Source organism: Mesorhizobium sp. P2_F5 (assembly GCF_056403715.1).
This window is the reverse complement of record NZ_JBFUEY010000002.1, coordinates 33,475-58,768: the sequence shown is the minus strand read 5'-3', so window position 1 is coordinate 58,768 and position 25,294 is coordinate 33,475. Positions and strand designations below refer to the sequence as shown.

26 protein-coding genes and 2 pseudogenes are annotated in these 25,294 nt (G+C 59.7%); 24 read left to right on the top strand and 4 right to left on the bottom strand.

What is annotated here, in order from left to right:
- Positions 1-25 precede the first annotated feature (25 nt).
- The 15 genes from AC1DYO_RS02545 to AC1DYO_RS02475 all read left to right on the top strand — a co-directional run bounded on the left by AC1DYO_RS02545 (position 26) and on the right by AC1DYO_RS02475 (position 12,658).
- On the top strand, positions 26-796 hold the full coding sequence (locus tag AC1DYO_RS02545) for a class II aldolase/adducin family protein (protein ID WP_477259991.1): 771 nt from the start codon (positions 26-28) through the stop codon (positions 794-796).
- A 172-nt stretch (positions 797-968) separates the two neighbouring features.
- Positions 969-1,721 carry a TetR/AcrR family transcriptional regulator gene (locus tag AC1DYO_RS02540; RefSeq protein WP_477259989.1) on the top strand — a complete coding sequence of 251 codons (753 nt, stop codon included), beginning with the start codon at positions 969-971 and terminating at the stop codon, positions 1,719-1,721.
- A gap of 202 nt (positions 1,722-1,923) precedes the next feature.
- A complete protein-coding gene (locus tag AC1DYO_RS02535; protein WP_477259988.1) occupies positions 1,924-2,670 on the top strand; it encodes an amino acid ABC transporter ATP-binding protein in 747 nt (248 codons plus the stop codon).
- Positions 2,667-3,314 carry an amino acid ABC transporter permease gene (locus AC1DYO_RS02530; protein ID WP_477259986.1) on the top strand — a complete coding sequence of 216 codons (648 nt, stop codon included), beginning with the start codon at positions 2,667-2,669 and terminating at the stop codon, positions 3,312-3,314. The genes AC1DYO_RS02535 and AC1DYO_RS02530 overlap by 4 nt, the downstream gene beginning before the upstream one ends.
- The gene (locus tag AC1DYO_RS02525) at positions 3,311-3,970 is read left to right on the top strand and encodes an ABC transporter permease subunit (RefSeq protein WP_477259984.1); all 660 of its coding nucleotides are present in this window, start codon (positions 3,311-3,313) and stop codon (positions 3,968-3,970) included. Before AC1DYO_RS02530 ends, AC1DYO_RS02525 begins: the two co-directional genes overlap by 4 nt.
- A 45-nt stretch (positions 3,971-4,015) precedes the next feature.
- Complete coding sequence (locus AC1DYO_RS02520) at positions 4,016-4,852, top strand: substrate-binding periplasmic protein (RefSeq protein ID WP_477259982.1); 837 nt, start codon at positions 4,016-4,018, stop codon at positions 4,850-4,852.
- Between the two features lie 60 nt (positions 4,853-4,912).
- Positions 4,913-5,761 (top strand): NAD(P)H-binding protein, encoded by an 849-nt coding sequence (locus AC1DYO_RS02515; RefSeq protein ID WP_477259980.1) that lies wholly within the window; start codon positions 4,913-4,915, stop codon positions 5,759-5,761.
- 25 nt (positions 5,762-5,786) lie between these two features.
- Complete coding sequence (locus AC1DYO_RS02510) at positions 5,787-6,155, top strand: nuclear transport factor 2 family protein (RefSeq protein ID WP_477259978.1); 369 nt, start codon at positions 5,787-5,789, stop codon at positions 6,153-6,155.
- Positions 6,156-6,157: 2 nt separating this feature from the next.
- Complete coding sequence (locus AC1DYO_RS02505; RefSeq protein ID WP_477259976.1) at positions 6,158-6,952, top strand: SDR family NAD(P)-dependent oxidoreductase; 795 nt, start codon at positions 6,158-6,160, stop codon at positions 6,950-6,952.
- A 26-nt stretch (positions 6,953-6,978) separates the two neighbouring features.
- Positions 6,979-8,187: an acyl-CoA dehydrogenase family protein gene (locus tag AC1DYO_RS02500; protein ID WP_477260518.1), complete on the top strand. Its 1,209-nt coding sequence runs from the start codon at positions 6,979-6,981 to the stop codon at positions 8,185-8,187.
- Positions 8,174-9,196, top strand: coding sequence for a phosphotransferase family protein (locus AC1DYO_RS02495; protein ID WP_477259974.1), 1,023 nt, complete (start codon positions 8,174-8,176; stop codon positions 9,194-9,196). The genes AC1DYO_RS02500 and AC1DYO_RS02495 overlap by 14 nt, the downstream gene beginning before the upstream one ends.
- 21 nt (positions 9,197-9,217) lie before the next feature.
- A complete protein-coding gene (locus tag AC1DYO_RS02490; RefSeq protein ID WP_477259972.1) occupies positions 9,218-9,985 on the top strand; it encodes an SDR family NAD(P)-dependent oxidoreductase in 768 nt (255 codons plus the stop codon).
- A gap of 81 nt (positions 9,986-10,066) precedes the next feature.
- Positions 10,067-10,519, top strand: coding sequence for a MaoC family dehydratase (locus AC1DYO_RS02485; protein WP_477259970.1), 453 nt, complete (start codon positions 10,067-10,069; stop codon positions 10,517-10,519).
- 17 nt (positions 10,520-10,536) lie between these two features.
- On the top strand, positions 10,537-11,445 hold the full coding sequence (locus tag AC1DYO_RS02480; RefSeq protein WP_477259968.1) for an SDR family NAD(P)-dependent oxidoreductase: 909 nt from the start codon (positions 10,537-10,539) through the stop codon (positions 11,443-11,445).
- On the top strand, positions 11,438-12,658 hold the full coding sequence (locus AC1DYO_RS02475; RefSeq protein ID WP_477259967.1) for an acetyl-CoA C-acyltransferase: 1,221 nt from the start codon (positions 11,438-11,440) through the stop codon (positions 12,656-12,658). The genes AC1DYO_RS02480 and AC1DYO_RS02475 overlap by 8 nt, the downstream gene beginning before the upstream one ends.
- Positions 12,659-12,722: 64 nt before the next feature.
- Here the strand turns inward: AC1DYO_RS02475 and AC1DYO_RS02470 are convergent, their stop codons facing one another.
- A complete protein-coding gene (locus tag AC1DYO_RS02470) occupies positions 12,723-13,064 on the bottom strand; it encodes a transposase (protein ID WP_477259965.1) in 342 nt (113 codons plus the stop codon).
- A 4-nt stretch (positions 13,065-13,068) separates the two neighbouring features.
- Positions 13,069-13,134: pseudogene (locus AC1DYO_RS02465) on the bottom strand (hypothetical protein); the annotation flags it as partial.
- Between the two features lie 315 nt (positions 13,135-13,449).
- Here AC1DYO_RS02465 and AC1DYO_RS02460 point away from each other — a divergent pair.
- The 8 genes from AC1DYO_RS02460 (at position 13,450) to AC1DYO_RS02425 (ending at position 22,491) form a co-directional block, all read left to right on the top strand.
- Positions 13,450-14,433, top strand: coding sequence for a phosphotransferase (locus AC1DYO_RS02460; RefSeq protein ID WP_477259963.1), 984 nt, complete (start codon positions 13,450-13,452; stop codon positions 14,431-14,433).
- Positions 14,434-14,467: 34 nt separating this feature from the next.
- Positions 14,468-15,256, top strand: coding sequence for an SDR family NAD(P)-dependent oxidoreductase (locus tag AC1DYO_RS02455; protein WP_477259961.1), 789 nt, complete (start codon positions 14,468-14,470; stop codon positions 15,254-15,256).
- A 21-nt stretch (positions 15,257-15,277) separates the two neighbouring features.
- Positions 15,278-16,753, top strand: coding sequence for an aldehyde dehydrogenase family protein (locus AC1DYO_RS02450; protein WP_477259959.1), 1,476 nt, complete (start codon positions 15,278-15,280; stop codon positions 16,751-16,753).
- Between the two features lie 122 nt (positions 16,754-16,875).
- The gene (locus AC1DYO_RS02445) at positions 16,876-17,706 is read left to right on the top strand and encodes a DeoR/GlpR family DNA-binding transcription regulator (RefSeq protein WP_477259957.1); all 831 of its coding nucleotides are present in this window, start codon (positions 16,876-16,878) and stop codon (positions 17,704-17,706) included.
- Between the two features lie 222 nt (positions 17,707-17,928).
- Entirely contained in the window at positions 17,929-18,312 is a 384-nt protein-coding gene (locus tag AC1DYO_RS02440; protein ID WP_477259955.1) for a cupin domain-containing protein, read from the top strand.
- Entirely contained in the window at positions 18,309-19,472 is a 1,164-nt protein-coding gene (locus AC1DYO_RS02435) for an NAD(P)/FAD-dependent oxidoreductase (protein ID WP_477259953.1), read from the top strand. Before AC1DYO_RS02440 ends, AC1DYO_RS02435 begins: the two co-directional genes overlap by 4 nt.
- Positions 19,473-19,501: 29 nt before the next feature.
- On the top strand, positions 19,502-20,347 hold the full coding sequence (gene surE / locus AC1DYO_RS02430; protein ID WP_477259951.1) for a 5'/3'-nucleotidase SurE: 846 nt from the start codon (positions 19,502-19,504) through the stop codon (positions 20,345-20,347).
- 674 nt (positions 20,348-21,021) lie between these two features.
- Positions 21,022-22,491: a cytosine permease gene (locus AC1DYO_RS02425; protein ID WP_477259949.1), complete on the top strand. Its 1,470-nt coding sequence runs from the start codon at positions 21,022-21,024 to the stop codon at positions 22,489-22,491.
- Between the two features lie 121 nt (positions 22,492-22,612).
- On the opposite strand, the pseudogene AC1DYO_RS02420 reads toward AC1DYO_RS02425, so the two are convergent.
- A pseudogene (locus AC1DYO_RS02420) lies at positions 22,613-22,928 on the bottom strand (Tn3 family transposase); the annotation flags it as partial.
- A 95-nt stretch (positions 22,929-23,023) separates the two neighbouring features.
- Complete coding sequence (locus AC1DYO_RS02415) at positions 23,024-23,896, bottom strand: aldolase (protein ID WP_477259947.1); 873 nt, start codon at positions 23,894-23,896, stop codon at positions 23,024-23,026.
- A gap of 507 nt (positions 23,897-24,403) precedes the next feature.
- Here AC1DYO_RS02415 and AC1DYO_RS02410 point away from each other — a divergent pair.
- Positions 24,404-25,285, top strand: a complete 882-nt coding sequence (locus AC1DYO_RS02410; RefSeq protein ID WP_477259945.1) for a Gfo/Idh/MocA family protein — start codon at positions 24,404-24,406, stop codon at positions 25,283-25,285.
- Positions 25,286-25,294 lie beyond the last annotated feature (9 nt).

The following is a 25,294-nucleotide window of genomic DNA, read 5'->3' as shown; positions in this document are numbered from 1 at the left end:
GCCAACGATGTCTGGAGGTACTCACATGAGCAGGACTGCCACACGTTCACCGGCCAGCCAGGGCGATATCGAGCACTGGCAACAACGCGTTGACCTCGCTGCGGCGTTCCGCCTTGCGGACAAGCTCAACTGGCAGGAGGGTGTTGGGAACCACTTTTCGCTCGCCGTATCGAACGATGGCAGGCAGTTCATCATGAACCCGCGCTGGAAGCATTTTGCAGGACTGCGCGCATGCGACTTGCTGTTGCTGGACAGCGAAGACGATTCCACGATGGAGCGTCCTGACGCTCCGGACATAACCGCCTGGTGCATCCACGGCAGATTGCATGCGCGGGCGCCGCATGCACGCTGCATCATGCATCTGCACCCTCCCTATGCGACGGCCGTCGCAACGCTGGCACGACCAGAGATCAGGCCTATCGACCAAACGACGGCGCGGTTCTTCAATCGCCTCGCCATCGACAACAACTACGAGGGATTGGCAAACAGCCTTGCCGAAGGGGAACGCCTTGCACGGGTGCTCGGCAACCGTTCCGTAATGATGATGGGCAACCACGGTGTCCTCGTCGCAGCGCAGACCATCGCTGAAGCCTATGACTGCATGTACCACCTGGAGCGCGCATGCCAGACCATGGTGCTTGCACTTTCCATGGGCGAGCCACTCAATGTTCTCTCCGATGCGGTGGCCGAAAAGACGGCGATCGGCTGGCAGGAGGACGGGCGCGACTACGCGTTCGCGCATTTCGACGAGATGAAGCGGCGTCTGGATCTGTCGTCGCCGGACTACGCATCGTGATGTTCGGAAGATGTGCGACCGCTCTCCACCGAACGCTGAAGCTCGCGGCGCAATCCTAGACGCTTGTTCAGCGCCTTTCGCTTGGCTCGTTGGGCATGTCGGCAGGCGGTGAAGTCAGCGGAAGCGGCCATTCTGGCGTTAAAAACAGGCGAAGTCACCTTGCAAAGCGAATTTGCTGATTGACAACCGATCGATCGATCAATTATTGGTAGCTAATCGATCGTTCGATAGAAAGAAGGATGCGATGGCGAGATTTCAGACCACTGCGAAAAAGATACGCCCGCCTCTCCCGGCGGAATTGCGGGAGGCTGCCATCGCCCTTTTTGCAGAGCTTGGCTATGCGGCCACCGGGATCAGGGAGATTGCGCGGCGAACCGGGCTGTCTTCAGCTGCAATGTACCACTACTTGAATTCCAAGCAGGACCTTCTGTTCGAGCTCATGTACGACTCGATGCAGGACCAGTTCGAGGTCTCGCGTGCCGCGTTCGAAAGCGCCGATACGCCGGAGGCCCGCATCAAAGCGCTGGCCATCAGCCATGTACGGCTGACGGCGGATCGCAAGCTGGAGGCCCTCGTCACCGAAAACGAGGTTCGCTCCCTGGCTGGCGAAAATCGCGATGAGATAGTGGCCTTGCGCGACCAGTATGCCGCTCTGTGGAGAGACACGATCTCGGAGGGTGTTGCGCAAGGAAAGTTTCATGTCGCCGATGTCAAGCTTGCCAGCTTTGCGGCCATTGAGATGTGCACCTCGGTCTCCAAGTGGTACGCGAAGGACGGAGCGCAAAGTTCTGAGCATATCGCTCAGGTTTATGCCGATTTCGTGCTCGATATGTTGCGCGGACGCGAACCGGTGGCCGTCAAAGCCATGCCGGCCAACACAGCGATCAAAAAACGAGAAGCGACCCGAACGCGCAAGCGCGACTAAGGGTGGCCTAAGCGCATGCCGGGTCCTTGCGTCCCGGTCGGGGAAGCTTTGGGGCGTGCGCCCCAGTTGGCAGGACTGACCGCTCCCATCCCGCAGGATGAGGGAGGGCGTTAGGCCGAGCGATGGGAGCAAGGGCAGAGTGAGTCTAGGCAGTCTCAAGCCAATCCAGGCGGGTCAAACGGAGCCGGCCCATGCCGCGCCCATGCTTGAGCTTCGGAATATCTCCAAATCGTTCGGAGCGCTGCGGGTTCTCCACGACGTATCGCTGACGATTGAGCGCGGGGCTGTAGTGTCACTGATCGGCCCAAGCGGCGCGGGCAAAAGCACTCTTCTTCGATGTGTGAATCTGCTTGAGGTGCCGACGGGAGGGGAGATCGTATTCGGTGGGGAGACCATGTTCTCGGCTGGTAAAGCGTGGCCGTCCAAGGCTCAGCTGTCGCGATACCGCGGCCAGGTGGGGATGGTGTTCCAGTCGATAAACCTGTTCCCGCATCTTTCGGTACTACGCAACGTCTCGCTGCCTCAGGAGCGTGTGCTCGGACGATCACGTCAGGAAGCTGACGAGATCTCGCGCCAACTGCTCGAGCGGCTGGGCGTGGGCGCGAAACTGGAGAGTTTTCCGGCCCAGTGTTCGGGCGGCCAGCAGCAGCGCGTGGCCATCGCCCGATCCTTGGCCTTGAGCCCGAAAGTGATTCTCTTCGACGAGCCTACGTCCGCTCTCGATCCGGAACTCGGCTTGGAGGTGCTGGCCGTGATGCGCCAGCTCGCCAACGAGGGCATGACGATGATGGTCGTCACTCACGAGATGCATTTTGCGCAGGACGTGTCGGATCAGGTGGTCGTGATGGTCGATGGCAAGATACTCGAGAAGGGGCCTCCCGACAGGATCATGCGCAATCCCCAGGAGGAACGCACTCGGCAGTTCCTGCGTGCGGTGCTCGACAGATGATACATCAGAGCCTGACCGCAATCGTCAGCGGAATTCCGTACACGGTCGCTCTAACAGTGCTAAGCTTCCTCCTGGGCGCCTTGCTCGCGATTCCTATTACGCTGCTCCGCATGGCTCCGTTGGGCATCGCGCGCTTCACGGCGCGCGTCGTGGTCGATCTGCTGCGGTCCATCCCCCCGATTACCTGGCTGTTCCTAATCTACTTCGGCTTTCCGGAGTTCGGTTTGACGCTGAACGCCTTTCCCTCCGCTCTGATCGGCCTGTCGCTCATCTCCGGCGCCTACCTATCCGAAACCTACCGTGCCGGTCTGCTGGCCATCCCGAAAGGTCAGTTCGACGCCTGCAAGGCGCTCGGCATCCGGTCTGTGGACAGCGCCATCTATGTGATTGCACCTCAGGCTTCGCGCGTCGTCATTCCGCCCGCCGGCACGTACGGGATCGGATTGCTGAAGGACACCGCTGTCGCGTCGACCATTGGTGTTTCCGAGGTCGCGTTCAATGCACTGCAGGAGGCCCAGCGCACCGGGCATGCAATCGAGGTTCTGAGCCTCGGAGGTGTCATCTATCTGTTGTTGAGCCTGCCGCTTGCCTACCTCTCGCGGAACATGGACAGCCGCATGCGAGCAAGGTTTTCGATGGCATGAATTGGTATGGCTTCATCGAAACCGTCCAGAACGCCAGTGGTGACCTGTTCGCCGGTCTGCTGGTCAGCATGAAGCTGACAGCTGTGGCGCTGTTTTTCGGGTATCTCCTGGCATTGCTGCTCGCTGTCTGGGTGATGACGCCCCACAAGGGCTCGCGGATGCTGGCACTGTGTGTGATCGAGTTCGGCAGGGGATTGCCTCTGTTGGTTCTGCTTCAGCTTCTCTACTACGGCCTCCCCGACGCAGGCATCACCATGGGGGGCTTTGCAGCGGCAACGGCGGCGCTGGCATTTCAAACCGGAGCGTATGGCAGCGAGGTATTCAGGGCCAGCCTGGAGGCGATCCCGAAGGGCCAGAAGGAGGCCGCGGATGCGTGCGGCCTGTCGCGCTGGCACAGCTTCCGAGACGTGATGCTTCCCCAGGCTATCCGCATCGCCATCCCGCCCCTCATGAGCATCGGCATTGCCGTCTTCGTCGCCACGTCTCTCGCTTTCGTCGTCACTGTGCCGGAGATCATGAGCCGGGCCTATGGCTACGGCAGCAAGACGTTCGAATATCTCGCCGTCTTCGTCCTCGCGGGGATTTTCTACGCAGCAATCGCCATCCCGGCATCCGCCGGTGTCGCGGTCATCGAGCGCAGGCTCGACCCGCATTAGTGAGGGTAACTCCGACTTAACAATGCAAATAATGGGAGAGAGAAAATGCGATTGAAGAAGCTTTACTTGCTCGGAACGTTCCTTGCGCTTGTCCAGGCGAGTTGCGGCATAGCCGCCGCCCAGAACGCAAACTGCAAGCCGACCCCCGGACTGCAAACCGTCTCCGACGGCGCGCTGACGGTCGCCGCCTATCAGGCTCCTCCCTACATTGGGATAGATGAAGGCAAGCTTGTGGGCGTCGATGGGGAAATCCTGACGCGCATCGCGGAGATGAACTGTCTTGAAGCCCGCCCGATGGCCCTTGATATCGCCGCTGTCATTCAGTCCGTGGTGAGTGGCCGGGCCGATGTCGCCTCTGGCGATTGGTACCTGTCGAAGTCTCGGGCCAAGGTGATGGAGGTTACCAATCCCGCTTACGTCGACAACCTTTCGATCGTCTCGCGGGAGGGTTTCAAGACGCTCGGCGACCTCGTCGGCAAGCGCGTGGGCACGCTGCAGGGCAACATGTGGAACGATGATCTGCAGAAGCTGATAGGTTCGACGTTCACGTTGTATCAATCTCAGCAGAGCGTCTATACCGATCTGAAGAACGAACGGCTGGACGCCGTGATCGACGCCGCGGCGTCGGCGCCTGCGCAACTGAAGCTTATGAGCATCGACGCCAAGGTTACGGTCCCGCCGCCGGACGAGCGCGTCAAACAGAGCATCAAGCCGGCCCTCAACACTTTCCCGATCAAAAAAGGCAACGCCGCTCTGGTCAAAGTGATCAACGATGGCTTGGACAAGCTGCGCGCCTCCGGTGAACTCAAGGCCATCTTCGAGAAGTACCACTTCCCTGAAGAACTGACGAAGCTTCCCGACCCCATCTACCTCATCGAATAGTCGTCTGCGCTGGCGGGGCGTTCGCGCGCCGCCAACGCTTCCGCCAGTTTGGAATTCGAAATGACATCTCATCTCCTGGTTACAGGTGCAGCCGGAAAGGTTGGTGCCCACATCTCGTCCATTCTCCAAGATCGAGGCCATGCCCATGCGGTCGGGATCCGAAGCACTCCCGTCGAGGGCCGGTCTCTTGTAGACCAAAGGCGGTTTGACTGGAGCGACCGCGCCACATGGGTCCCCGCGTTGCGCGGCATCCAGGCGCTCTTTCTCGTTAAAGCCCCAGTCGACGAGCCTGCGCCGCTGATTGCCGAACTGCTCGACGAGAACCAGCATCTGAAGAGGGTTGTCATGCTCTCCGAGCTGAACTGCGAGTTGCACAGTGACACGGAGCCTCAGCGGGCCTCGGAGATTGCGGTTGAACGGTCTGGGATCCCTTTCACCATTCTCAGGCCGAACTGGTTCTTTCAGAACTATACGGTGGGCTCATACGCGCAAAAGATACGTGAGCGCGACGAGCTCGAAACGGCCTCGACGAGGCAGCCTGTGAGTTACATCGACACCCGCGATGTGGCCGAGGTCGCCGTCGGCGCCCTGTTGGGCGATCGGGCAATGCCATCCCATGTCGCTTTGACGGGTGGGGAGGCGCTCACGAGCCTGCAGGTCGCCGCCATGATCGGCGCGGTCTGCAAAAGGCCGATCACGGTGACGGAAGTGCCTCTCGACGAAGTCCGCAGACGTGTCCTTGGGCGGGGCGGTAGCGAAGCATCGGCCGAGTTCATCGTCGGCCTGTGCAGCGATATAGCCGAAGGGCGGAACGGGGTGATGACAGACATGGTGCAACGTGTCACCGGCCGTCGGCCCATCTCGTTCGCGGATTTTGCGGCCGAGAACGCTGCACGGTTCGTCGGTTGATGCTGGCCGGAAATGGAGGGTCACCGTGGAGACCAAGATGATATTCAGAAGCCAGATGGCAGCTCTGCTGGCAAACGACATCGAGGCGGTGCTTCAGCATTTTGCGGCGGACTGCCGGCTTGTCGATATGGCGGAACCGGACAATCCTTTCGTGGGCCATCAAGGTCTCCGGAGCTTCCTCGACAGCTACTTCAAGGCTTGGCGCATCGATGACATTACGATCGTTAACCTGGTCGCGCAGGATCAGCGAGTGGCTGCGGAAGTAGAGCTTTTGCTGACGGCCCGGGACGGCTCTGGACAACAGCGTATTAGAAGCAGCCTGTTCGACGAATTTCGCGATGGCCAGATCGTGCTTGAGCGGGCCTATCGCGACCCGGCGGGACGCAAGGAGTAGTCATGACGTCTGAAGACATGAACGTCGCCATCGTAACGGGTGGTGCTACCGGCATCGGCGCCGCGATCACGGAGCGACTGGCACAAGGAGGCTATGAGGTTGTGCTGTTCGGTCGCCGTGCCGACCGCCTCCAGCAGCAAGCGGACCATATCGCGGCGGCGGGCGGCAATGCCTGGTGCTGCCAGGGTGACGTCAGCGTCGAGGAGGATGTTGTCCGCCTGGTCGAAACTGTCGTCGCGAGGAGCGGGCGCATCGACGTGCTCGCCAACAGCGCCGGCGTAGCCAAAAACAAGCCATTCATCGAGATGACCGCGGCGGACTGGGACGCGACACTCGACGTCAACCTGCGCGGAGCATACCTCGCGACACGGCATGTGGCGCTCCAGCAGCGCAAGCAATCGGGTGGGTCGATCGTTCACATCGCGTCCATCGACTCATACGGCGCAGAGATCGGATACAGCAGCTATCATGTGTCGAAGACCGGCCTGATGGGACTGGTACGCAGCGCGGCACTAGAGCTTGCCCCCTTCGGTATCCGGGTCAACGCGGTCAATCCGGGCTATGTGCATACGGAAATGTCTCCCAAGCCGCCGAAGCTTCGTGCCTATCTGGAAGGGAACTTCGAGAGAGTGCCGATGCGCCGGGTGGTGACGGGACGGGAGGTCGCCGACGCCGTTGTCTTCCTTGCGTCCGATGCCGCCTCCGGCATCACTGGAACCGGGCTAACCGTGGACGGAGGACTGCTGGCCAATCTCTACGTGCTGGAAAGCATGCCCAAACTGGACCAGACGAGCTGAGTGTGGCTGAAAGAGTGTCCCAATTCCTGTTCGACATCTCCGAGCGCGCGCGGCAGCTCCATGCCGAGATCGCGGACTTCATGGAGCAGCATATCTACCCCAATGAGGCTCGCTACTTTGCAGAGGCGAAACATCATGGTCCCTGGCAAGTATATCCCGTCGTTGAGGAATTAAAGGCGGAAGCCCGAAAGCGGGGGCTATGGAACCTCTTCTTGCCTGAGCACGAGGGCGGCGCGAGGCTCACCAATCTCGATTACGCACCGCTCTGCGAACTGATGGGGCGGTCGCTGCTCGCACCAGAGATATTCAACTGCAACGCACCCGATACCGGGAATATGGAGGTTCTGGCGCGTTACGGGACGTCCGAACAGCAGGACTCCTGGCTAAAGCCTCTCCTCGCCGGGGAGATCCGATCGTGTTTTGCAATGACCGAGCCCGCCGTTGCCTCTTCCGATGCGACGAACATCCAGAGCACCATCGTGCGTGACGGCGCCAGCTACGTGATCAACGGCCACAAATGGTACACCACCGGCGCCACCGACCCGCGCTGCAGAATCATTATCTTCATGGGCCGGCTAAGCGACGGCAGCGACAATCGGCATCGGCAGCATTCCATGATCCTCGTCCCTATGGATGCGCCGGGGATCGAGGTGGTCCGCGCCATCCCCATCTTCGGATATGAGGGCGTTCCCGACCGGGCCTCGGAGGTCACGTTTACAAATGTGCGCGTGCCCGTTGGCAACATCCTGCTGGGAGAAGGGCGCGGCTTTGAGATCGCCCAGGGGCGGCTGGGCCCAGGACGCATCCACCACTGCATGCGGCAGATCGGCCTTGCTGAGCGCGCACTTGAACGCATGTGCCTCAGAACATCGTCGAGAGCCACGTTTGGACGGCTCATTTCTGAACAGACGGTGACGCAGGAACGCATCGCGGAGTCGCGCATCCTCATCGACCAGGCCCGGCTGCTGACCTTCAACGCCGCCCACGCCATGGACAGGGTTGGTAATAAAGCGGCCCGCACCGAAATCGCGATGATCAAGGTTGCTGTGCCGAACATGGCCTGCCGCGTGATCGACTGGGCGATCCAGGCGCATGGCGGTGGCGGCACAAGTGACGACTTCGGTCTTGCCATGGCCTATGCGATTTCTCGCGTCCTGCGGCTGGCCGACGGTCCAGACGAGGTCCACCGCAACCAGATCGCTCGCATGGAACTGCAGCGCCATGCCGGCAACTGAATCGATGGATACACCACGGCTCGAACGTTGGTTTTCCGACCATGTCGGGGACGTGGGCACGCTGGCGCTGACCAAGTTCGAGGGTGGGCAATCCAACCCGACCTTCCGGGTGGATACCGGGAAGAGGTCCTACGTGCTCAGAAGAAAGCCGGCCGGCGCCACCCTTCCCAGCGCACACGCGATTGACCGCGAGTACAGGGTGATGGAAGCCCTTGCCCGCGTCGGGTTCCCTGTTCCCAAGGTCATCGCGTATTGTAGCGACACGCATGTGCTCGGCACTGCGTTCTATGTCATGGAACTTGTCGAGGGCAGGGTGTTTTGGGATCCGCTCTTGCCTCAAGTACCCATCGAGGACCGCGCAACGCTGTTCCGTTCGGTCAATGATACGATCGCGATGCTGCATTCACTCGATCCCGTTGCTCTCGGCCTCGCGGACTACGGGCGGCCGGAGAATTTCCTGCAGAGACAGATCGCGCGCTGGTCCAAGCAGTACCGCGCATCGGAAACCGAACACATTGAACCGATGGAGCAACTCATTGGCTTCCTGGAAGCCAATGTTCCGGGAGACGACGGCGCTCGACTGGTGCATGGAGATTTCCGTCTCGACAACCTGATCATACATCCGACGGAACCGAAGGTCGTTGCCGTACTTGATTGGGAATTGTCGACACTCGGCAGTCCTGCGGCCGACTTCGCCTACCACATGTCGGCGTGGCGGCTGACGCCGCAGCTCCTGCGCGGCCTGGCGGGCGAAGACCTTGCTGGGCTCGGCATTCCCAACGAAGCGATCTACCGGTCCTGGTATGAGGCGCACGCCGAGACTGGCCCCTTGAAGCACTGGGACTTCTACCTGGCCTTCGCCATCTTCCGCATCGCCGCGATTTGTCAGGGAATAGCCAAGCGCGCGCTCGATGGTACCGCTTCGAGCAGCAACGCGGTGGCTATGGGAACCAAGGCACGCCCGCTGGCGGAAGTCGGTTGGAATATCGCGCGCCGTCTCGATGCGTAGGTCGCCGCCCTGTGGAGGAAAATGATGCTGTTTGATCTCTCGGGTAAGGTTGTCGTCGTGACGGGCTCGTCAAGGGGGATCGGGCGGTCGATCGCTGTGGCAATGGCGGATGTTGGGGCGAGTGTCGTCATATCGTCCAGGAAGCTGGCTGCCTGCCAGACCGTCGCCAGCGAGATCAACGCCCGCCTCGGTGAGGCGCGGGCCGTGGCTACGACAGCCAACATCTCTTCGAAGGAGGATTTGGCTGCGCTCGTGCGCACCGCGGTCGACAGTTTTGGCAGGCTCGACTGTGTCGTATGCAACGCCGCCACCAGCCCGTATTTCGGGCCCCTTACGCAGATCAGCGACGAACTGTTCCGCAAGACCCTAGACAACAATGTGTTGTCCAACCACTGGCTGGTCCAGGCGGCCCTTCCGGAACTCAAGCGCGCCGGCAGCGGCTCGATCATCATCGTGTCGTCGGTCGAGGGGCTGCGGGGCTCAGCGACAATTGGCGCCTACAGCATTTCCAAGGCCGCAGACATCCAACTCGCGCGCAACCTTGCAGTCGAATTGGGCGTCCACAACATCCGCGCCAATTGCATCGCGCCGGGCCTGATCCGCACCGACTTCGCGAAGGCGCTCTGGGAGGAGCGCGAGACGCGCGCAAAATACGAGGCGATGACGGCGATGGGGCGTCTCGGCGAACCCGATGAGATTGCCGGCTGCGCCGTATTCCTAGCGGCGCCGGCAGGCTCCTATGTCACCGGACAAACCTTCATCGTCGACGGCGGCCTGATGGTGAGCTGACGCCTACTGCAGGCTCCGCTACGCAGCCACAAGTGGCTCGTGAGATCGTGGCAGCCTTCCGCCTATCCGGGAAAGGACCTCATGACACTCGATGAACTCTCAACGTCGGTCGGTACGGCGCTAGGCACCTCGCGGTGGATCCAGATCGGGCAGGACTCGGTCACAGCCTTCGCCGACGTAACGAACGACCATCAATTCATTCACTTGGATGAGCAACGTGCTGCCAGCGATACGCCGTTCGGCGGCACCATAGCGCACGGGTTCTTGCTGCTTTCCCTGCTGACGACGATGCTCGAGGATGTCCAAGGCAAGCTCGGGGATGTCGCCATCTCGGTGAACTACGGCTTCGACAAGGTGAGGTTTGTCTCCCCTGTCAGAACAGGCTCGCGTGTCCGCGGGAGGTTCGATGTTGCTTCCGTCGAAAAGCGCAAGGACGGCGGCACGCTCGTAAAATACGTTGCAACCATCGAAATCGAGAATGTCGAGCGACCTGCGCTCAGCGCAGAGTGGCTCGGTCTCCATATGGCTAGCTAGCGGGAATGGAAGAAGACATGAAGATCAGATTTGACGGCCGCGTGGCCATAGTGACGGGCGCAGCTGCCGGGCTCGGGCGGTCTCACGCGCTCGGACTGGCCGCAAGGGGCGCGAAGGTGGTGGTGAGCGATATCGGTATTGGCGGCCTACCGTCGGCTGCCACGCAGTCTGTGGTAGGCGAGATCGAAGCCGCCGGTGGCGAAGCCCTGGGTGTTGCGGCTGACGTTACCTCGTTCATCGAAGTAAAGGCGATGGTCGAAAAGACGATGGCAAAGTGGGGTCGAGTTGACATCCTCGTCAACAATGCTGGCATCCTTCGCGACAAGAGTTTCGCCAAGATGGACCCTGCCGATTTCGAGTTGGTCCTGCGACTCCACTTGATGGGCAGCGTCAATTGCACCAAGGCGGTCTGGCCGCTCATGCGCGAACAGAAGTACGGCCGGATCGTCCTGACATCCTCGTCGTCTGGCATATACGGCAATTTCGGCCAGTCCAATTACGGGGCCGCGAAGGCGGCAATGGTCGGGTTGATGAACGTGCTGCACCTGGAAGGCCGGGTCAACTGCCTTGCCCCCGCCGCCGCAACCGCGATGACCAGAGATCTGTTCTCGCCCGAGGCTATCGCTCTTCTCACTCCGGAAGCCGTCACGCCAGGGCTCCTTTTTCTCGTCAGCAAGCAGTCGCCCTCCAAGGTCATCCTCGGTGCCGGCGGCGGCACATTCGCAGTCACCCATATCGTGGAATCGGCGGGATGCTTTTTCTCGGAGGCGGAGCGAACCCCGGAAAACATCGCCAGCCGATTTTCCGAGCTGAGCGATATTGCCGGCAGCCAACCGCTGGCGAATGCCTTCGCGCAGACAGAGAGGTTTGCCCGCTTAGCATCGGACGCCCTGGGACTCTCGCTCGGACAGGTGGCCAATGCGTGAAGCCGTTATCGTTTCCACGGCGCGTACGCCGATCGGTCGCGCATACCGCGGCGCCTTCAACGAAACCCAAGCCCAATCATTGGGCGGTCATGTGATAGCGGCCGCCATCGACCGGGCGAAGATCGATGCCGTCGACGTCGACGACGTCGTGATGGGGGCGGCACTCCAACAGGGGAGCACCTACATGAACGTCGCCCGGTCGTCGCTGTTACGCGGCGGCCTGCCGCCGACTGTTGCCGGCATGACGCTGGACCGGCAATGCGCCTCGGGGATGATGGCGATCGCTGTGGCGGCCAAGCAGGTCGTCGTGGACGGAATGCAGGTAGTGGTGGGCGGAGGGCTGGAGTCCATTTCCCTGGTGCAAAACCAGTTCATGAACCTCCATCGCTGGGAAGATCCATGGCTCGTCGCGCACCACGACGACATCTATATGGGAATGCTTGAAACCGCGGAGATCGTGGCCTCCCGCTACCAGGTTTCGCGAGCAGCCCAGGACGAATACGCCCTGCAGAGCCAGCAACGGACCGCGGCGGCCCAAGCCGCCGGCAAGTTCGACGACGAGATCGTGCCGCTGACCTCAACCAAGCTCGAGCTCGACAAGGCGAGCGGGGAGGCCACGCACGTTCGGGTGATGCTGGAGCGCGACGAGGGCAACCGCCCCGATACATCGCTGGAAAGCCTGGCCGCCCTCAAACCGGCGTTCCCGGGAGGCCGGCGGTTGAAGGATCCCGGCAACGTAATCACAGCCGGCAATGCGTCGCAGCTTTCTGACGGCGCGTCCGCCAGCGTGCTCATGGAGGCGCGTGAGGCCGAGCGCCGAGGATTGGAGCCGCTTGGCATCTATCGTGGGATCGCCGTTGCCGGCTGTTCGCCCGACGAGATGGGGATCGGGCCGGTGTTCGCCGTGCCAAAGCTCCTCAAGCAGCATGGACTGACGATGGACGACATCGGACTATGGGAGCTCAATGAAGCCTTTGCGGTCCAAGTCGTGTACTGCCGCGACCGGCTGGGTATTCCTAATGACCGGCTGAACGTCAACGGCGGCGCCATCTCGATCGGTCACCCCTACGGCATGTCGGGGGCTCGCCTGGTCGGACACGCCCTGATCGAGGGCCGACGACGCAATGCCAAGTATGTGGTCGCGACCATGTGCGTAGGCGGCGGAATGGGGGCGGCCGGCCTGTTTGAGGTCCATCGCCCCGCATTTGGCTGACAGCTGTGAATCGGCGTGCAAAATTGACCCCATAATGGAGTGCGCCCCTGAGGGTGGACAGATATCAGGCTGCTGATTTGCCAGTCTGCCGGATGTGTAGATCCTCGAACTGTTGTGGGCTCAGATATCCAAGCGCCGAATGGAGCCTGCGTGTGTTGTAGACGTCCTCGATGAAGTGGGGAAGGTGATCAATGACGTCATCGAAGGTTTCGAAGGCCATCGGGTAGACCGCCTCGACCTTCAGCGTCTTCATGAAGCTCTCCGCCTTGGCGTTGTCGTAAGGACTGCCTCTGTGGCCCATCGAGCCGTTCAAACCGCTGGCACCGAGTGTCTCCCGATAGAGCTGCGCGGCGGGGGCCGCGATCGGAATGGTGGATGCAGCCTGGCGGCGGGGTCCTCCGCTCAATCGCTGCTCTCAATGCCGCCACCGTCAAGCGCGCATCGATCGATCGGCCAATGGCGTAGCCGACGATCATGCGCGACCAGGCTTCGAGAATGACTGCGACGTAGACGGCGCGGCTCTTGATGTCTTCACGGTCGAACCCTTGGCTGCCGATCATCCGTGGACAAACCCAGCAGAGCATAAGGCCATGCGCGTTGCCCGGCGCTGCCGAAATCCAAAAATGGCAAGAGTTGTCAAAAAGATGGGAATTGACAGTCAAAATATCACATGCGAAATAGTCGCTGCCACCAAAAAGTCACTAAGGCTGTTGGCGTTGCATTTCCTGGCTCGGACAACGAGTAGGCTGCGGCTGAAGACCGAGGGAACCGGTCGCGAGAGGGAGTTTTTGGTGAATAGCTACAAGTTCTCGAATGACGTCCCTGATGCCATACGCCAAAAGGCGGTCGCCTGTCTGGAAGAGTGGGACTGCATAGGCAAAGATAAGGTGCTTGAGGTCTATCCGCTTGCTGGTGGTGCAAACAACATAAACCTGGTGGTCGCGGACGGTCGAAAGCAATGGGCCGTAAAGCTTCGTGACCCCGGCGCCGAGCACTTCAACAATGCTGCGTTGGTCGATGCAATCCACGGCCAGGTCGAAGCATCGCGGTTGGGCGTCGCCCCGTCGATTTATGCCTATTCCCCAACCGGCGATTTCATTTCCGAGTTCATCGTAGGCGAAACGCTGAGGCCGGCGGCGATCCGCGAAAAGGCTTACGCGGCACGAATGGTCGAGGCCATGCGCAAATTGCACAAAGCTGATCCTGGCCGTCGGCGGTTCGATGTTTTTGAAGATGTTCGCGTGTTCCTGCGCGGGGCCGAAGCCGTCAAGGGGTCGCTTCCAGAAGGTTTTGATGAATGTTGGACGGCCGCTCAGGCGTTGGAGGCCGTGCTTGTGCGTTCAAATCCACCGATGGGCTTCATCCATGGCGATCTGGTTCCCCAAAACTTCCTGATGTGCGAGCAGGGGATCAAGTTCGTCGATTTCGACTACTGCGGCTACTCGCTGACGGCTCTTGACCTGGCTGGAGCAACATCCCAGGCCGAGATGACCGTGGACGAAACTGAGCACTTTCTTCAGCTCTATGACCCTGATCTTGACGACGGCCAGCGAGCCCGTGTCGGCATCCTGCGCTTCGTAAATGCACTGCGCGAGGCGTCGTGGGCTGCCATGGCCGAACCGCGCATGAGCGAGCGAGCGACGCTTCTCACGGGTTGGAGCTACAGGCACCATAGCGAGGTAAACATGGAATTGGCCAAAGGATTTCTTGCCGCCACGCCGCTTGATGAGGTGGCAGTGCGCGCCGCTGCCGTACGGCCTGGTGCTCTGTTCTAGACCCGATTGTTTCAGCTCGAAGGATTGTTGCACGATGGGAATGCTGAATGGATTGCTGGCAGTCGTCACTGGCGCGGGGCAGGGGATTGGTCAAGGCATCGCCGAGCATCTGGCAACCGAAGGTGCCTCGCTTGCCCTCATGGGGCGGACCGACAAATCCTTGAAGGAGACGGTTGCAAGGGTTGAAGCCGTTGGAGCTCCGGCAGTTTCAGTCCATCTTGGCAGTGTTTCCGACGAGGCCGATGTCGAGCGGGTGCTGAGCGAGATCGCGACCCGACATGGCAAGATCGATGTTCTGGTCAACAACGCCGGCATCGTTGATCAGGCCGAATTTCTCGATGTGCGATACGAAAGGTGGCTGGAGGTGATCGGGACTGATCTCAACGGCACATTCTTGATGACGCAGCGCGTCGCGCGACGAATGAAGGACACCGGCGGCGGCGCCGTCATCAACATCGCTTCGATCGATGCCAATGGCTGGGACGGACCGCAGTCGTCCTACGTGGCTGCCAAGGCTGGCGTTGTGGGATTCACAAAAAATGCTGCGAAGGATCTTGCTGCGCACAACATCAGGGTCAACTCGGTCAGTCCCGGCTGGACCCACACAAAAATGATCGAAGAGTTCGTCTCCGCCGAGGCACTGAACTACATGCTCACCCGCTTTGAGCGAGTGCCCATGCGTCGTCTGGTCAAGGTCAAGGAAGTCGCGGAAGCCGTGGGTTTTCTCGCTTCAAGCCGGGCGTCGGGCATCACCGGCATCGACGTGCCGGTCGACTGCGGGACGCTTGCGACATTGCACGTCTACGAATCGCTGCCCGTCTAAGGCCGCTGTCTCAATTTCGAGATGCATATAGCTCCGCAACTGGATTTGATCATGCAAAGCACACAGTTTTATATCGATGGCAGTTGGGTGGAGCCACAGGAAAGGCGACTGCTTGATGTTATTGACCCTTCCAGCGAACTCGCCGTGGCGCAGATTTCGCTGGGCAGCGCAGCAGATATAGATCGGGCCGTTGCTGCCGCACGCCGCGCCTTCCCTCTGTGGAGCGACATCGCACTTCAAGATCGCATTGAACTGCTCAAGCGGTTAATCGAAATCTACACCGCCAGAATTGATGAAATGGCTGCGGCCATCTCTTCGGAGATGGGCGCGCCCCGCACGCTCGCAAGAACGGCACAGGCGGCTTCAGGCCTATCACATTTGAAGATTTTCCTCACCGAGTTCGAGGATTTTCAGTTCGAGCATGTGCTCAGCAGCCAGGCGCCCGACGATCATATCATACGCGAACCTATTGGGGTTTGCGGCTTGATTACGCCTTGGAACTGGCCAATGAACCAGGTTTGTCTCAAGGCCGCGCCAGCCATGACTGCTGGGTGCACCGTGATCCTGAAGCCGTCGGAAATCGCCCCGCTATCCTCAATGCTGTTTGCTGAATTCGTCGATCGGGCCGGCTATCCAGCGGGTGTCTTCAATCTGGTCAATGGTGATGGTTCAACAGCCGGTGAGGCGCTGGCCCGGCATGGTGATGTCGACATGATTTCCTTCACCGGTTCGTCCCGAGCTGGTGCCGCCGTCTCTCGTGCTGCTGCCGACAACTTCAAACGCGTTGCGCTCGAACTCGGAGGCAAAAGTCCCTACATTATTTTCGACGACCTTGATGTCGCTGCTGCCGCGGCGCGCTGCGCTCGCAGTTGCTTCACCAACACCGGGCAATCCTGCGATGCGCCGACCCGCATGTTGGTCGAGAGATCGGCCTATGAGCAGGCCATCGAAGCAGCGCGCGCCGTCGCAGCCGAAATGCAGCCTGACGACCCACGAAAAGAAGGTGGCCATATCGGACCGCTCGTCTCCAAGACCCAGTTCGATAAAGTTCAGGAGCTGATTTTGGCTGCACTTGGCGAAGGCGCGCGCCTGGTCGCGGGAGGAGCCGGCAGACCCGCAGGTTTTGACAACGGCTACTTCGCGCGGCCGACCATCTTTGCCGATGTCACAAACGACATGCGAATTGCTCGCGAAGAAGTCTTCGGACCAGTCCTCGCAGTCATGCCTTTCGACAATGAGGAGGAGGCAATTCGCATCGCCAACGACACCGTCTATGGCCTGAGCTCCTACGTTCAGACAGGGGATCCCCTGCGTGCACAGCGGGTTGCCCGCAAAATCCGTACCGGGGTGGTCCGATTGAATGGCGCTTCGCGCGGACCCGGCAGCCCATTCGGCGGATACAAGCATTCGGGGATTGGCCGCGAGGGCGGACGCTGGGGCATCGAAGAGTATCTCGAAATCAAGGCCGTTGCCGGATGGTCTCGCAGCGCAGCCTGATTGAGGCATCGTCTGCAGGTGGCGGAGTGATTCCTCGAAATTTGATAAATAATGTGGCGGGGAGTGCGTGTCGTTGTTAGTTTGAGCGATATTCGAGGCACCTCAGGTACAGAGACGAAATCATGAGCGAACTCAGGCGAAACCGCATTTTCGACATCCTGCGGGTCTCCGGGCGGGTCAATTTGCTCGATCTAGCAGACGAACTCGAGATATCCAGCGAGACCGTTCGCCGTGACCTCAAGCGAATGGCTGACGAGGGCGTGGTAGAAATCGTACGGGGCGGTGCAACGCTTCCTGATGTTCTGCGCGAGGCGGCGTTCCAGCACTGCCTCAATCTCAATGCCGACCTGAAGCGGAAAATAGCGGCGGCGGCGGCCGCCTTGGTCAACAACGGCGATACGATCATGATCGGAGGGGGAAGCACCACGTGCTATTTCGCTTTGGCGCTGCGGGACCATCGCAACCTGAGGGTCATCACCAATTCCGTGGATGCCGCACGGATTTTGGGTTCGCGAGGCGAGAACGAAGTTCATGCCGTCGGTGGCAGACTGGACGACTATCTTGGATCGACGGTCGGCGTCGTCGCGGTTGAAAACATCAGACGTTACTCAGCTGAAAAGATATTCTTCTCGGTTGGTGCCGTCGACGCCTCGATTGGACTGACAAGCGACACGGCCGACGAAGTGGCCTGCTGGCAGGCTATGATCGAAGCTGGCAGCCAGGCGATCGCGCTTATCGATTCCAGCAAGTTCGGGAAGCGCTGTCTTTTCAAGTGCGCTTCGTTCGAAGCAATCGATACGATCGTCGCCGATAGGTCCCCCGATGCGGCTTTGGCCGCCAGTTTTGCTGCCAACAAAATCGAATTCATCAATGCGGATGGACCTGGAACGGCTGAAAAGTCGCAACCTCGCATTCGTCGTGCAAATTCTTCCAAAGTACAGGAACAAGCGTGACCTTAGATGTGCGGCCTGCCAAATCCAGCTGCGACATAGCACTCAGGATTTAGCTGTACAGTCTCAACGGCGATGACGTCCGAAAGCCAAATGCCCGGTGGCGATACCAAATTCGCCGCTGCGGGTTTCGATTGGCCAATTGAGAATGAAGGCCGGTGGAGCGACCAAAGGCAACTAGCGGACTTGCCGATCAGTTCGGTGGTTGACGGATGAGATTTAGAAATGGCCATGGGCGGGATTCGCAAATTCGAAGCAGGCAAGGTCACCTTCGCCCCTTACGGTGAAGGTCCGGGCGCGGCGTCCATCAGTCGGCTTGTAGGGCCGGGGGACTCGACCACAATGGGCGCCTACTTGGCACGCTTTGACGGGCGTTCCGTGCGGTGGACCATCCACTACGATGAGCTGATCGCGGGAATCTCAGGCAAATTTCGGCTGAAGTCCGCCGGCGAAGTGCACGAGTTGGGGCCAGGCGACGTCCTGTGGATTCCTGAAGGGACCGAGCTCGAATACCAGGGCGACGCAGCAATGGTCTTCATATCCATTGCGCCGGTCGACTGGCGAGCGAGGGAAGCTGCAAATCTGGAAACTGGAGGAAAGCCAGCATGAGTCCGCGCATCGCAATCATTGGTGCTGGAGTTGCCGGCTGCGGGGCTGCACGCCGCGCAGCCGAACTGGGCGCGAAAAATGTTGTCGTCATCGACAAGTCCACACCGGCATCCGGCTCCTCTGGACGATCAGCGGGCGTCTTCAACGCCCAGACTCTTCGTCCACTGGACATCGAGATCAGAGTTCGCGAGCGCGAATTGCTGTTTCGCTTCGAGCGCGAGCGCGGGCTGCCGCTTGCCCGCATCGGCAACCTGCGGTTTGCAACACAGGATGCGGATGTGGGCGCCTTCGAACATTCGTTGAACTTTCAAAGGAGCCTGGGGGCAACTGATGCGCAAATCCTTTCCCGGGCCGAGATACAAAAGCTGGTCCCGGATCTCGCTATCGACGACGTTACCGCCGCTCTCTACGGCCCCAATGACGGCCATCTTGATGGCCATCTGCTATGCTCGGTCATGGTCGAGGAGGCGCGCGAGAAGGGTGCTCGTTTTCTTCTGAACACCCAACTCAATTCCTACCGCAAGGATGGCTCTGTGCACGTCCTGTCAACCAGCAGCGGCGAGATCGAAGCTGACATTATCATCAATGCCGCCGGAGCTTGGGCGCCACAGGTCGGCAGGACTTTAGGTCACCCTGTGGCCGTGAATCCTGAGGTTCACGAGGTGGTACGGGTCAAGCTCCCGCGCGATCTCGGCTACGCGGTGCCGATGTGCAATTTCTATATGCCAGGACAGGCGGCCGAAGGAATCTATTTCCGCCAGGACGGCCCAGACTCGCTCATCGCCGGCCTCCATACATATGATTCAGTGCCGGGTCTGACGGTCAATGATCCCGACAATTTCAGTCCCCCGGACGGCGACGACAATTTTCTCAAGGTTGCCCAGATGGTCAGCGAGCGGCTGAAGGTCGATGATTTGGGATTTCGCCCGGGATGGTTCGGGCTCTACCCGTTGAGCGCCGATGGGCTGTTCCAGGTCGGACCATATAAGGCGGATCCTTCCGTGCTTGTCGTCGCGGGGCTTGGCGGTGTCGGTATCACCAGCGGCGTTGTCCTGGGCGCGCTTGCGGCTGAGTGGGCGCTGCTTGGAAAGCCGGTCACGGTGCCGCAGGCCGAGGTATGCCTGCCGGACCGCTCATCCCTGCTGCCGGAGGCAGCGTAAAGTCCTCTCCCAGCAAAGGAAAACTTGACGTGAAAATCCTGCTCACGAATGACGACGGCTATCTTTCCCCAGGGGTAGCCGCCGCACGCGACGCACTTATCGCTGCGGGCATGTCAGTGGTCACGGTTGCGCCTGACGGACCGCGCAGCGGAACGGCCAGATCTGCTTCATTCCGCAAACCTATCGTTTTGAACCGTGTGGGTGGTGACGATGCAAACCCCGTCTATTCAACAAATGGTACGCCGACGGATTGCGTGCGGGTGGCCGTTTTCTCTGGGCTAACCGACGACGTCGATGCGGTGGTCTCCGGGATAAACGAGGGGGCCAATCTTGGGGACGACGCGACATATTCGAGTACGCTAGGCTCTGCAATTGAGGGCGCCATGTTGGGCTTTCCGTCACTTGCCGCCTCCCAGCAATCGCGTGACGGCCGTTTTCGGTTGGTTGATCTTGATGGCTACGATTTCGAACCTGGCGGGGCTCTGATGGCTCGGTTGGTCAAGCGAATGGTGGAAGATCGCGACCGTCTTCCCGGGCGCTCAGTCCTCAACTTCAATGCGCCCGCCAAACCAGCGAGATCCCTTGTCCTGGCTTCACTAGATCGGCGGGTTTGGCAACGCTCGACAATACCCGTCGTGGAGACCGAGGACGGTCGCGGATGGCTTCTGTTTGCTACCCATACTGAGCGAGATCCGGTCTTCGAGGGGGAAGCCGGTACCGATGTTCGGGCATTGTCGGAGGGGCGCGCCTCCGTCACCCCAATGAATTTTGCATGGACCGACCGTCATGCCCGAAGACACCTGCTGGCCTGGGCGAGAGCCACGATTGCAGATCTGAATGCTTCAATCATGGTGGAAGGAAGCAGCGTTCTCTGACTTTGGTGGGACCAAAAGGTTCTGCCTCGCGGCGACTATTTGCGAATGTGAAATCTAATGACTGCATCTCCACGGTGCAGCAACAGCGATATGGCAACCGGATCGGATGGGAGCTGTCCATCCAGGCAAAATCTCAGGGCTTGAAAAGGCCTTGCCGAGCACGGCGCGGCAATCGAGTTGGTGGCGACATGCAACGCCGCTCGGGTCATCAGCAGTCAGACTGGCGTCGATCACCTCAAACCTGTGCAGGGACCGTCCGACGCGGATTTTTCGGTGCCGACCTGTCAAACACGCCGCGTTCGAATGTGAAGTTTTGAAAAAAGAAGCTACAAATTATGTGGACAAAAGTGAAATCTTGATGGTAGATTTTTAGTAAGTTGCGGAGCCACGCACCCAGCGTTCCGTGCAAAACAAATTGGTGCAGCAATGGGGAACACAACTATGACCGAGCTATCAGGTCTCGTCGGCGCTGGTGCTGGTGGAACGTCGGGGGACCTCTCCCGCGAACTCGACAAGGAATTGGCGCTGCGACTTCAGAGCCTCCGGATGGAGCCGCATGCATCATCGGACTGCTTCGCCACATCAAGGCCAATTATCATTGAAGGATTGCTCTGGGCCGCCCTTGGTGCAGCGATCTGGGTTGGCACGTTGATCGTCATCGGTAGAGGTGCGCTATGAGCGGCGATGTCAAAGGGGTACAGGCTCGGGTTGTAGGCGAGGCTCTGGCAGGGAGGCTCCCGCTTCGTAGCCATGAGCGCATCTACAACAACTACTCGTCGTTCACCTGGACGTGCTGTGCTTTCAGTGCCGCTACTTGGGCGTTCCTGATCGGAGGCTATCTTCCCTACGTTGGGGACACGCGCATCGGTATTCTGGGCTACCTGGCCGGATTGCTGATCGGAATGGCCGCGGTGACGCTGGCTTCCGCAGTCCCTTCTTATAAATACGGCGTGGACACGATCGACGCGGCCAAGTCGTCATTCGGCACATACGGTGTGCTGCTGCCCTTGTTCGGCCTTCTGGCCACGCTCGTCGGTTGGACTTACGTCGTGGTTGCCCTTACCGCCCGTGGTGCAGCCAATGTTGTCCAGACCCTTGAGCAATCCACCGATCGGCCTGTCGAGGGCATGGTGATAGTACTGGCACTGGCCTCGCTTTTCCTGGTTTGGCTAATTGCAAGCCGCGGGCCTTGGCTTTTCGAGCGTCTGAGCAATTACATCGCACCCGGCCACATGATTGTGACCATCATCATGCTGGGCATCCTTCTATATCAGTTTGGGCCTGCCGTTTTCGCCATTGATGTTCCAATCGATCAGGCGTTGGTCAAGACGAAGACGCAAGGGTTCGCGCTCGCGGTCGAGTTTGGCGTATCAAATTCCTTGACCTGGTGGCCCGTCATGGGCGGGCTGACACGTCTTGTCGGCAGGCGCCGCCACATTATGGGCCCATCCGTCGTGGGTGTCGGAGTTTTGGGCGCTGCCGTCATCTCGATGGTCGCGGCGCTGGCGGCCGTGTCGGCCGGAACCCCTGATCCAACCATATGGATGATCAAGCTCGGCGGTCCGATATTTGGAACGGCGATTATGTCATTCGTGCTGCTGGCCAATGTCGCGACCATGATCATCATGATCTATCTTTCCGGCGTTTCCATCCAGCAGATCCGGCCTCTGACAAGATTGCGCTGGGACCTTCTTCTTGCTTTGATCCTGCTGCCTGGCGTCTATGTCGCGTTTCACACGGAGTGGGTCATTGCCTCCGTGATGAGTTGGCTGTCGATCAACGGAGTGATGTTCGTGGGCATCACGGGGATTACCCTTGTCGACTACTTCCTTCTGCGTAAGGAGCGGCTCGAACCGGAGCATCTGTTTTCGCGTGACCCACGTAACATCTACTGGTTCTGGGGTGGCGTGAACTGGGTGGCGATTGTCATTTCGCTGGGTTCTATTGCGCTTTATCTTTGGATGTACGATCCGGTGGCCGCCTCTATGAATGCCTATGCAGGTTATCTGGGTGCCGGCATTCCGACCATGATCCTGGCAGCGGTCGTATACTATGTCGCAATGCGCGCAATCGTCATCCCATCAGGCATTGGCGGGTATCGCGAAGCTCGCGAGCCTTCCCCACAGATCGTGCCGGCACTTTGACCGACAGTGCCAGGCTGGCGCAGCTCAGGTCGAGCTCCGCCAGCTTGGCGAGTTCTTGCAACAAGGGGTCAGAACAACAGCTGCTCCAAATCGTACGCTAAGGTCGATCGGAACATGAACATTATGCCGCTCGTCGGATTGGTGCTGGCAAGCGAAGCGATCTTAAAGCCTTCGGGCATCTGGGGCTCAGAATCCCAGGTGTAGATGCCTGTGAAGTTGATGTGTTCCCAACGGAGCGGCGAGACGTGTTTGAGCAGGTCATGCGGGATAATCCGATCCGCCAAGCGCAGATGCGGGGCTGCGCGGTCAAGGTAGACGGTATTCCAATGGACGATGGCGCTGACGACGAGATTGAGACCGGAAGCGCGGAATGCTTGGCTCTCGAATGACCGGTCACGGATTTCTCCGCGCTCGTGAAAGAACACCGCGCGCTTGAGCTTAGCCAACTGACTGCCATCAAGCACGACCTCGTCAAGGAGTTGTTCATCAAGACGACTGACCAAGCCTATGAGCCCGACCAACGGTCCGCGCATCAGCATGCTTCGTCAACGACATCGCATAGCCGCTTCAGGCGTTCGCAGGATTCAGTTTGAAGTGCGGTCAGCGGGTCAGTGGTTCCAATTGCGTTCTTCCAGATTGCCCGCCCTGCCAGGAAGCCTCGGGCACCTTCCTTGCAGGCCCATTGAACAGCGATAGGAAAGCGATCAGGCAACACACCTGACGACAAAACGACCCACGGCGATCGGATCAGCCGAGTGAGCTCCGCGCATTGGCGACGGATATCATTTTCCTCACCCTCCGCATGAAGCGGAACCTCTGACTTGTAGAGGTCCTGCCCTCGGTTGCCGAGCTCGCGTGCTGCTGCGAGGATACCTTTTTGCGTGTCGGTGGCGCGTCCGTCGCGCGCTTTACGTGACACAGGCTCGATAATGCTGATCAGACCTGCCTGCCGGCAACAGCTGACAAACTGGTCCACCATTGCCACGCGCGTTTCGGAGCTCTCATCAGGGCGCCATATCACTAGGAGCTTGAGAGCCTTGGCACCCTGTTCACGCAATTCAGCCGGCGCAATCCTGTCATCGATCTCCACTCCTGCCACGATTTCATCGTCGCTGGCGTAGAACCGGTCGGCAGCAGCTATCAGGCTGCAATTTGGCGCGGCCGCACCCTCTTGAATCGCTTGGCTCCAGGCGAATTCCCGGTCGATGAGAACGGCAGACGCCAGTGGAGAAAGTGTCCTGAGCGCCAACAGTTTGAACGCGACAATCTGCTCATTGGTCACAGGTGCCTGCTGCCGTTGTGCGAACATAGCTCGCATCGTCTCGCGCTGATCGAGAGCAAGCATTGCGAAAGCCCCGGACGGCCGCTTCAGCACCGATAAGTCGACGCTTTGGTTCTTCATCATTCACCTGACCTTCCTAGTTCGGGTTTCGGCACCGCAAGTGGGCTTGTCACTTTCACGGTTTGGCCGAACTTGTCCCGTCGGATTCAGCCCGAGAGCGAAAACTGTCTCTCGAGATCTACCCCAATTTCAGGTATTGTAAATACGTAAATACATATTATAAGTCTCGGGCTTGAAGCAGCTAAGCGTGCCCCAGACAAGCGAGCGTGGTGTCGTCGGTTGACGCAATCCGCGCGCCGTAAGCCAGAAAGATTGCTCGGCCTAATTATCGGGAGGAACAAAAGGAAGTGGCGTTTTTTCGGGTTGCACCAGCCGTCCCGACCTTGCGGGCGCTAGGCCAGCATGGGGACCTTCGATCCATTGGGCTCGTCAACGCGCTACAGCGGCGGTGGTCGCACGTGCAACAGAAAGCGGTCTGGCGCGCCTGCGGTTTGCTCGATCGTTTCAGGGCGGGATTGGTAGGGAATGACGTCAAGAACCATGTTTTTCAGGGAAGGGAAGTGATCTGAAATGTCAGCGTTGAAGGTTGGTCTTGTTGGAGCGGGTCCGTGGGCTCATTCGTTCCACGCACCGATGATAGCTGCGGGTCCACAGACGGAGTTGGCCTGCATCTGGGCGCGCAGACCTGAGGCAGCCAGGGAGTTGGCGGTCGCCTATAAATCGACTGCGGTCGGTTCACTCGAGGCATTGCTTGATAGGTGTGATGCTGTCGTTTTTGCCGTTCCGCCAAATGTGCAGGCCGAGTATGCCCCTGTTGCCGCAAAGGCCGGGAAGGCGCTGCTGTTGGAAAAACCCCTGGGACTGTCGCTTGGCGAGGCAGAACGGGTTGCCGGCGTCATCCTGGATACGGGTGTCGTCACGCAGGTCATGCTGACCAACCGCTTCAGCGGCATCGTCCGCTCGTTCCTTGAGGAGGCGCAAAAGCGGACCGCACTCGGCGCGATCGCGACGTACATAAATGGAGCATGTCTGCCAGGCGGCTACTTCGCGACACCGTGGCGAGTCGAGAAAGGGGCACTCCTGGATTTGGGACCGCATGTATTGGATATCTTCGATGCCGCCCTCGGCCCCATCGTCAATGTCTGGGGACAAGGCAACCCTACACGCTGGTTCACATTGACGGCCCGCCACCAGAACGGCGCACTCAGCCAAGCTACTCTGTCATTGACCACTCCCACTGATAGGGAGATTACCGGGGTGCGGCTCTTTACTGACCAGGGAGAGTTGACCATGGACTTCGTTGGGAAGGACGGCGACCCGAGCGCACCAGGGACCATCAGGGCCGAGTTCGCAGCAGCCGTTGCTGCGGGCGTCTCACATGAGATAGACATCAAGCGCGCCTTATACATTCAGCGGCTGCTTGATCAGGCGGAGCGGACGCAGGCTCCTTGATCGTCACCT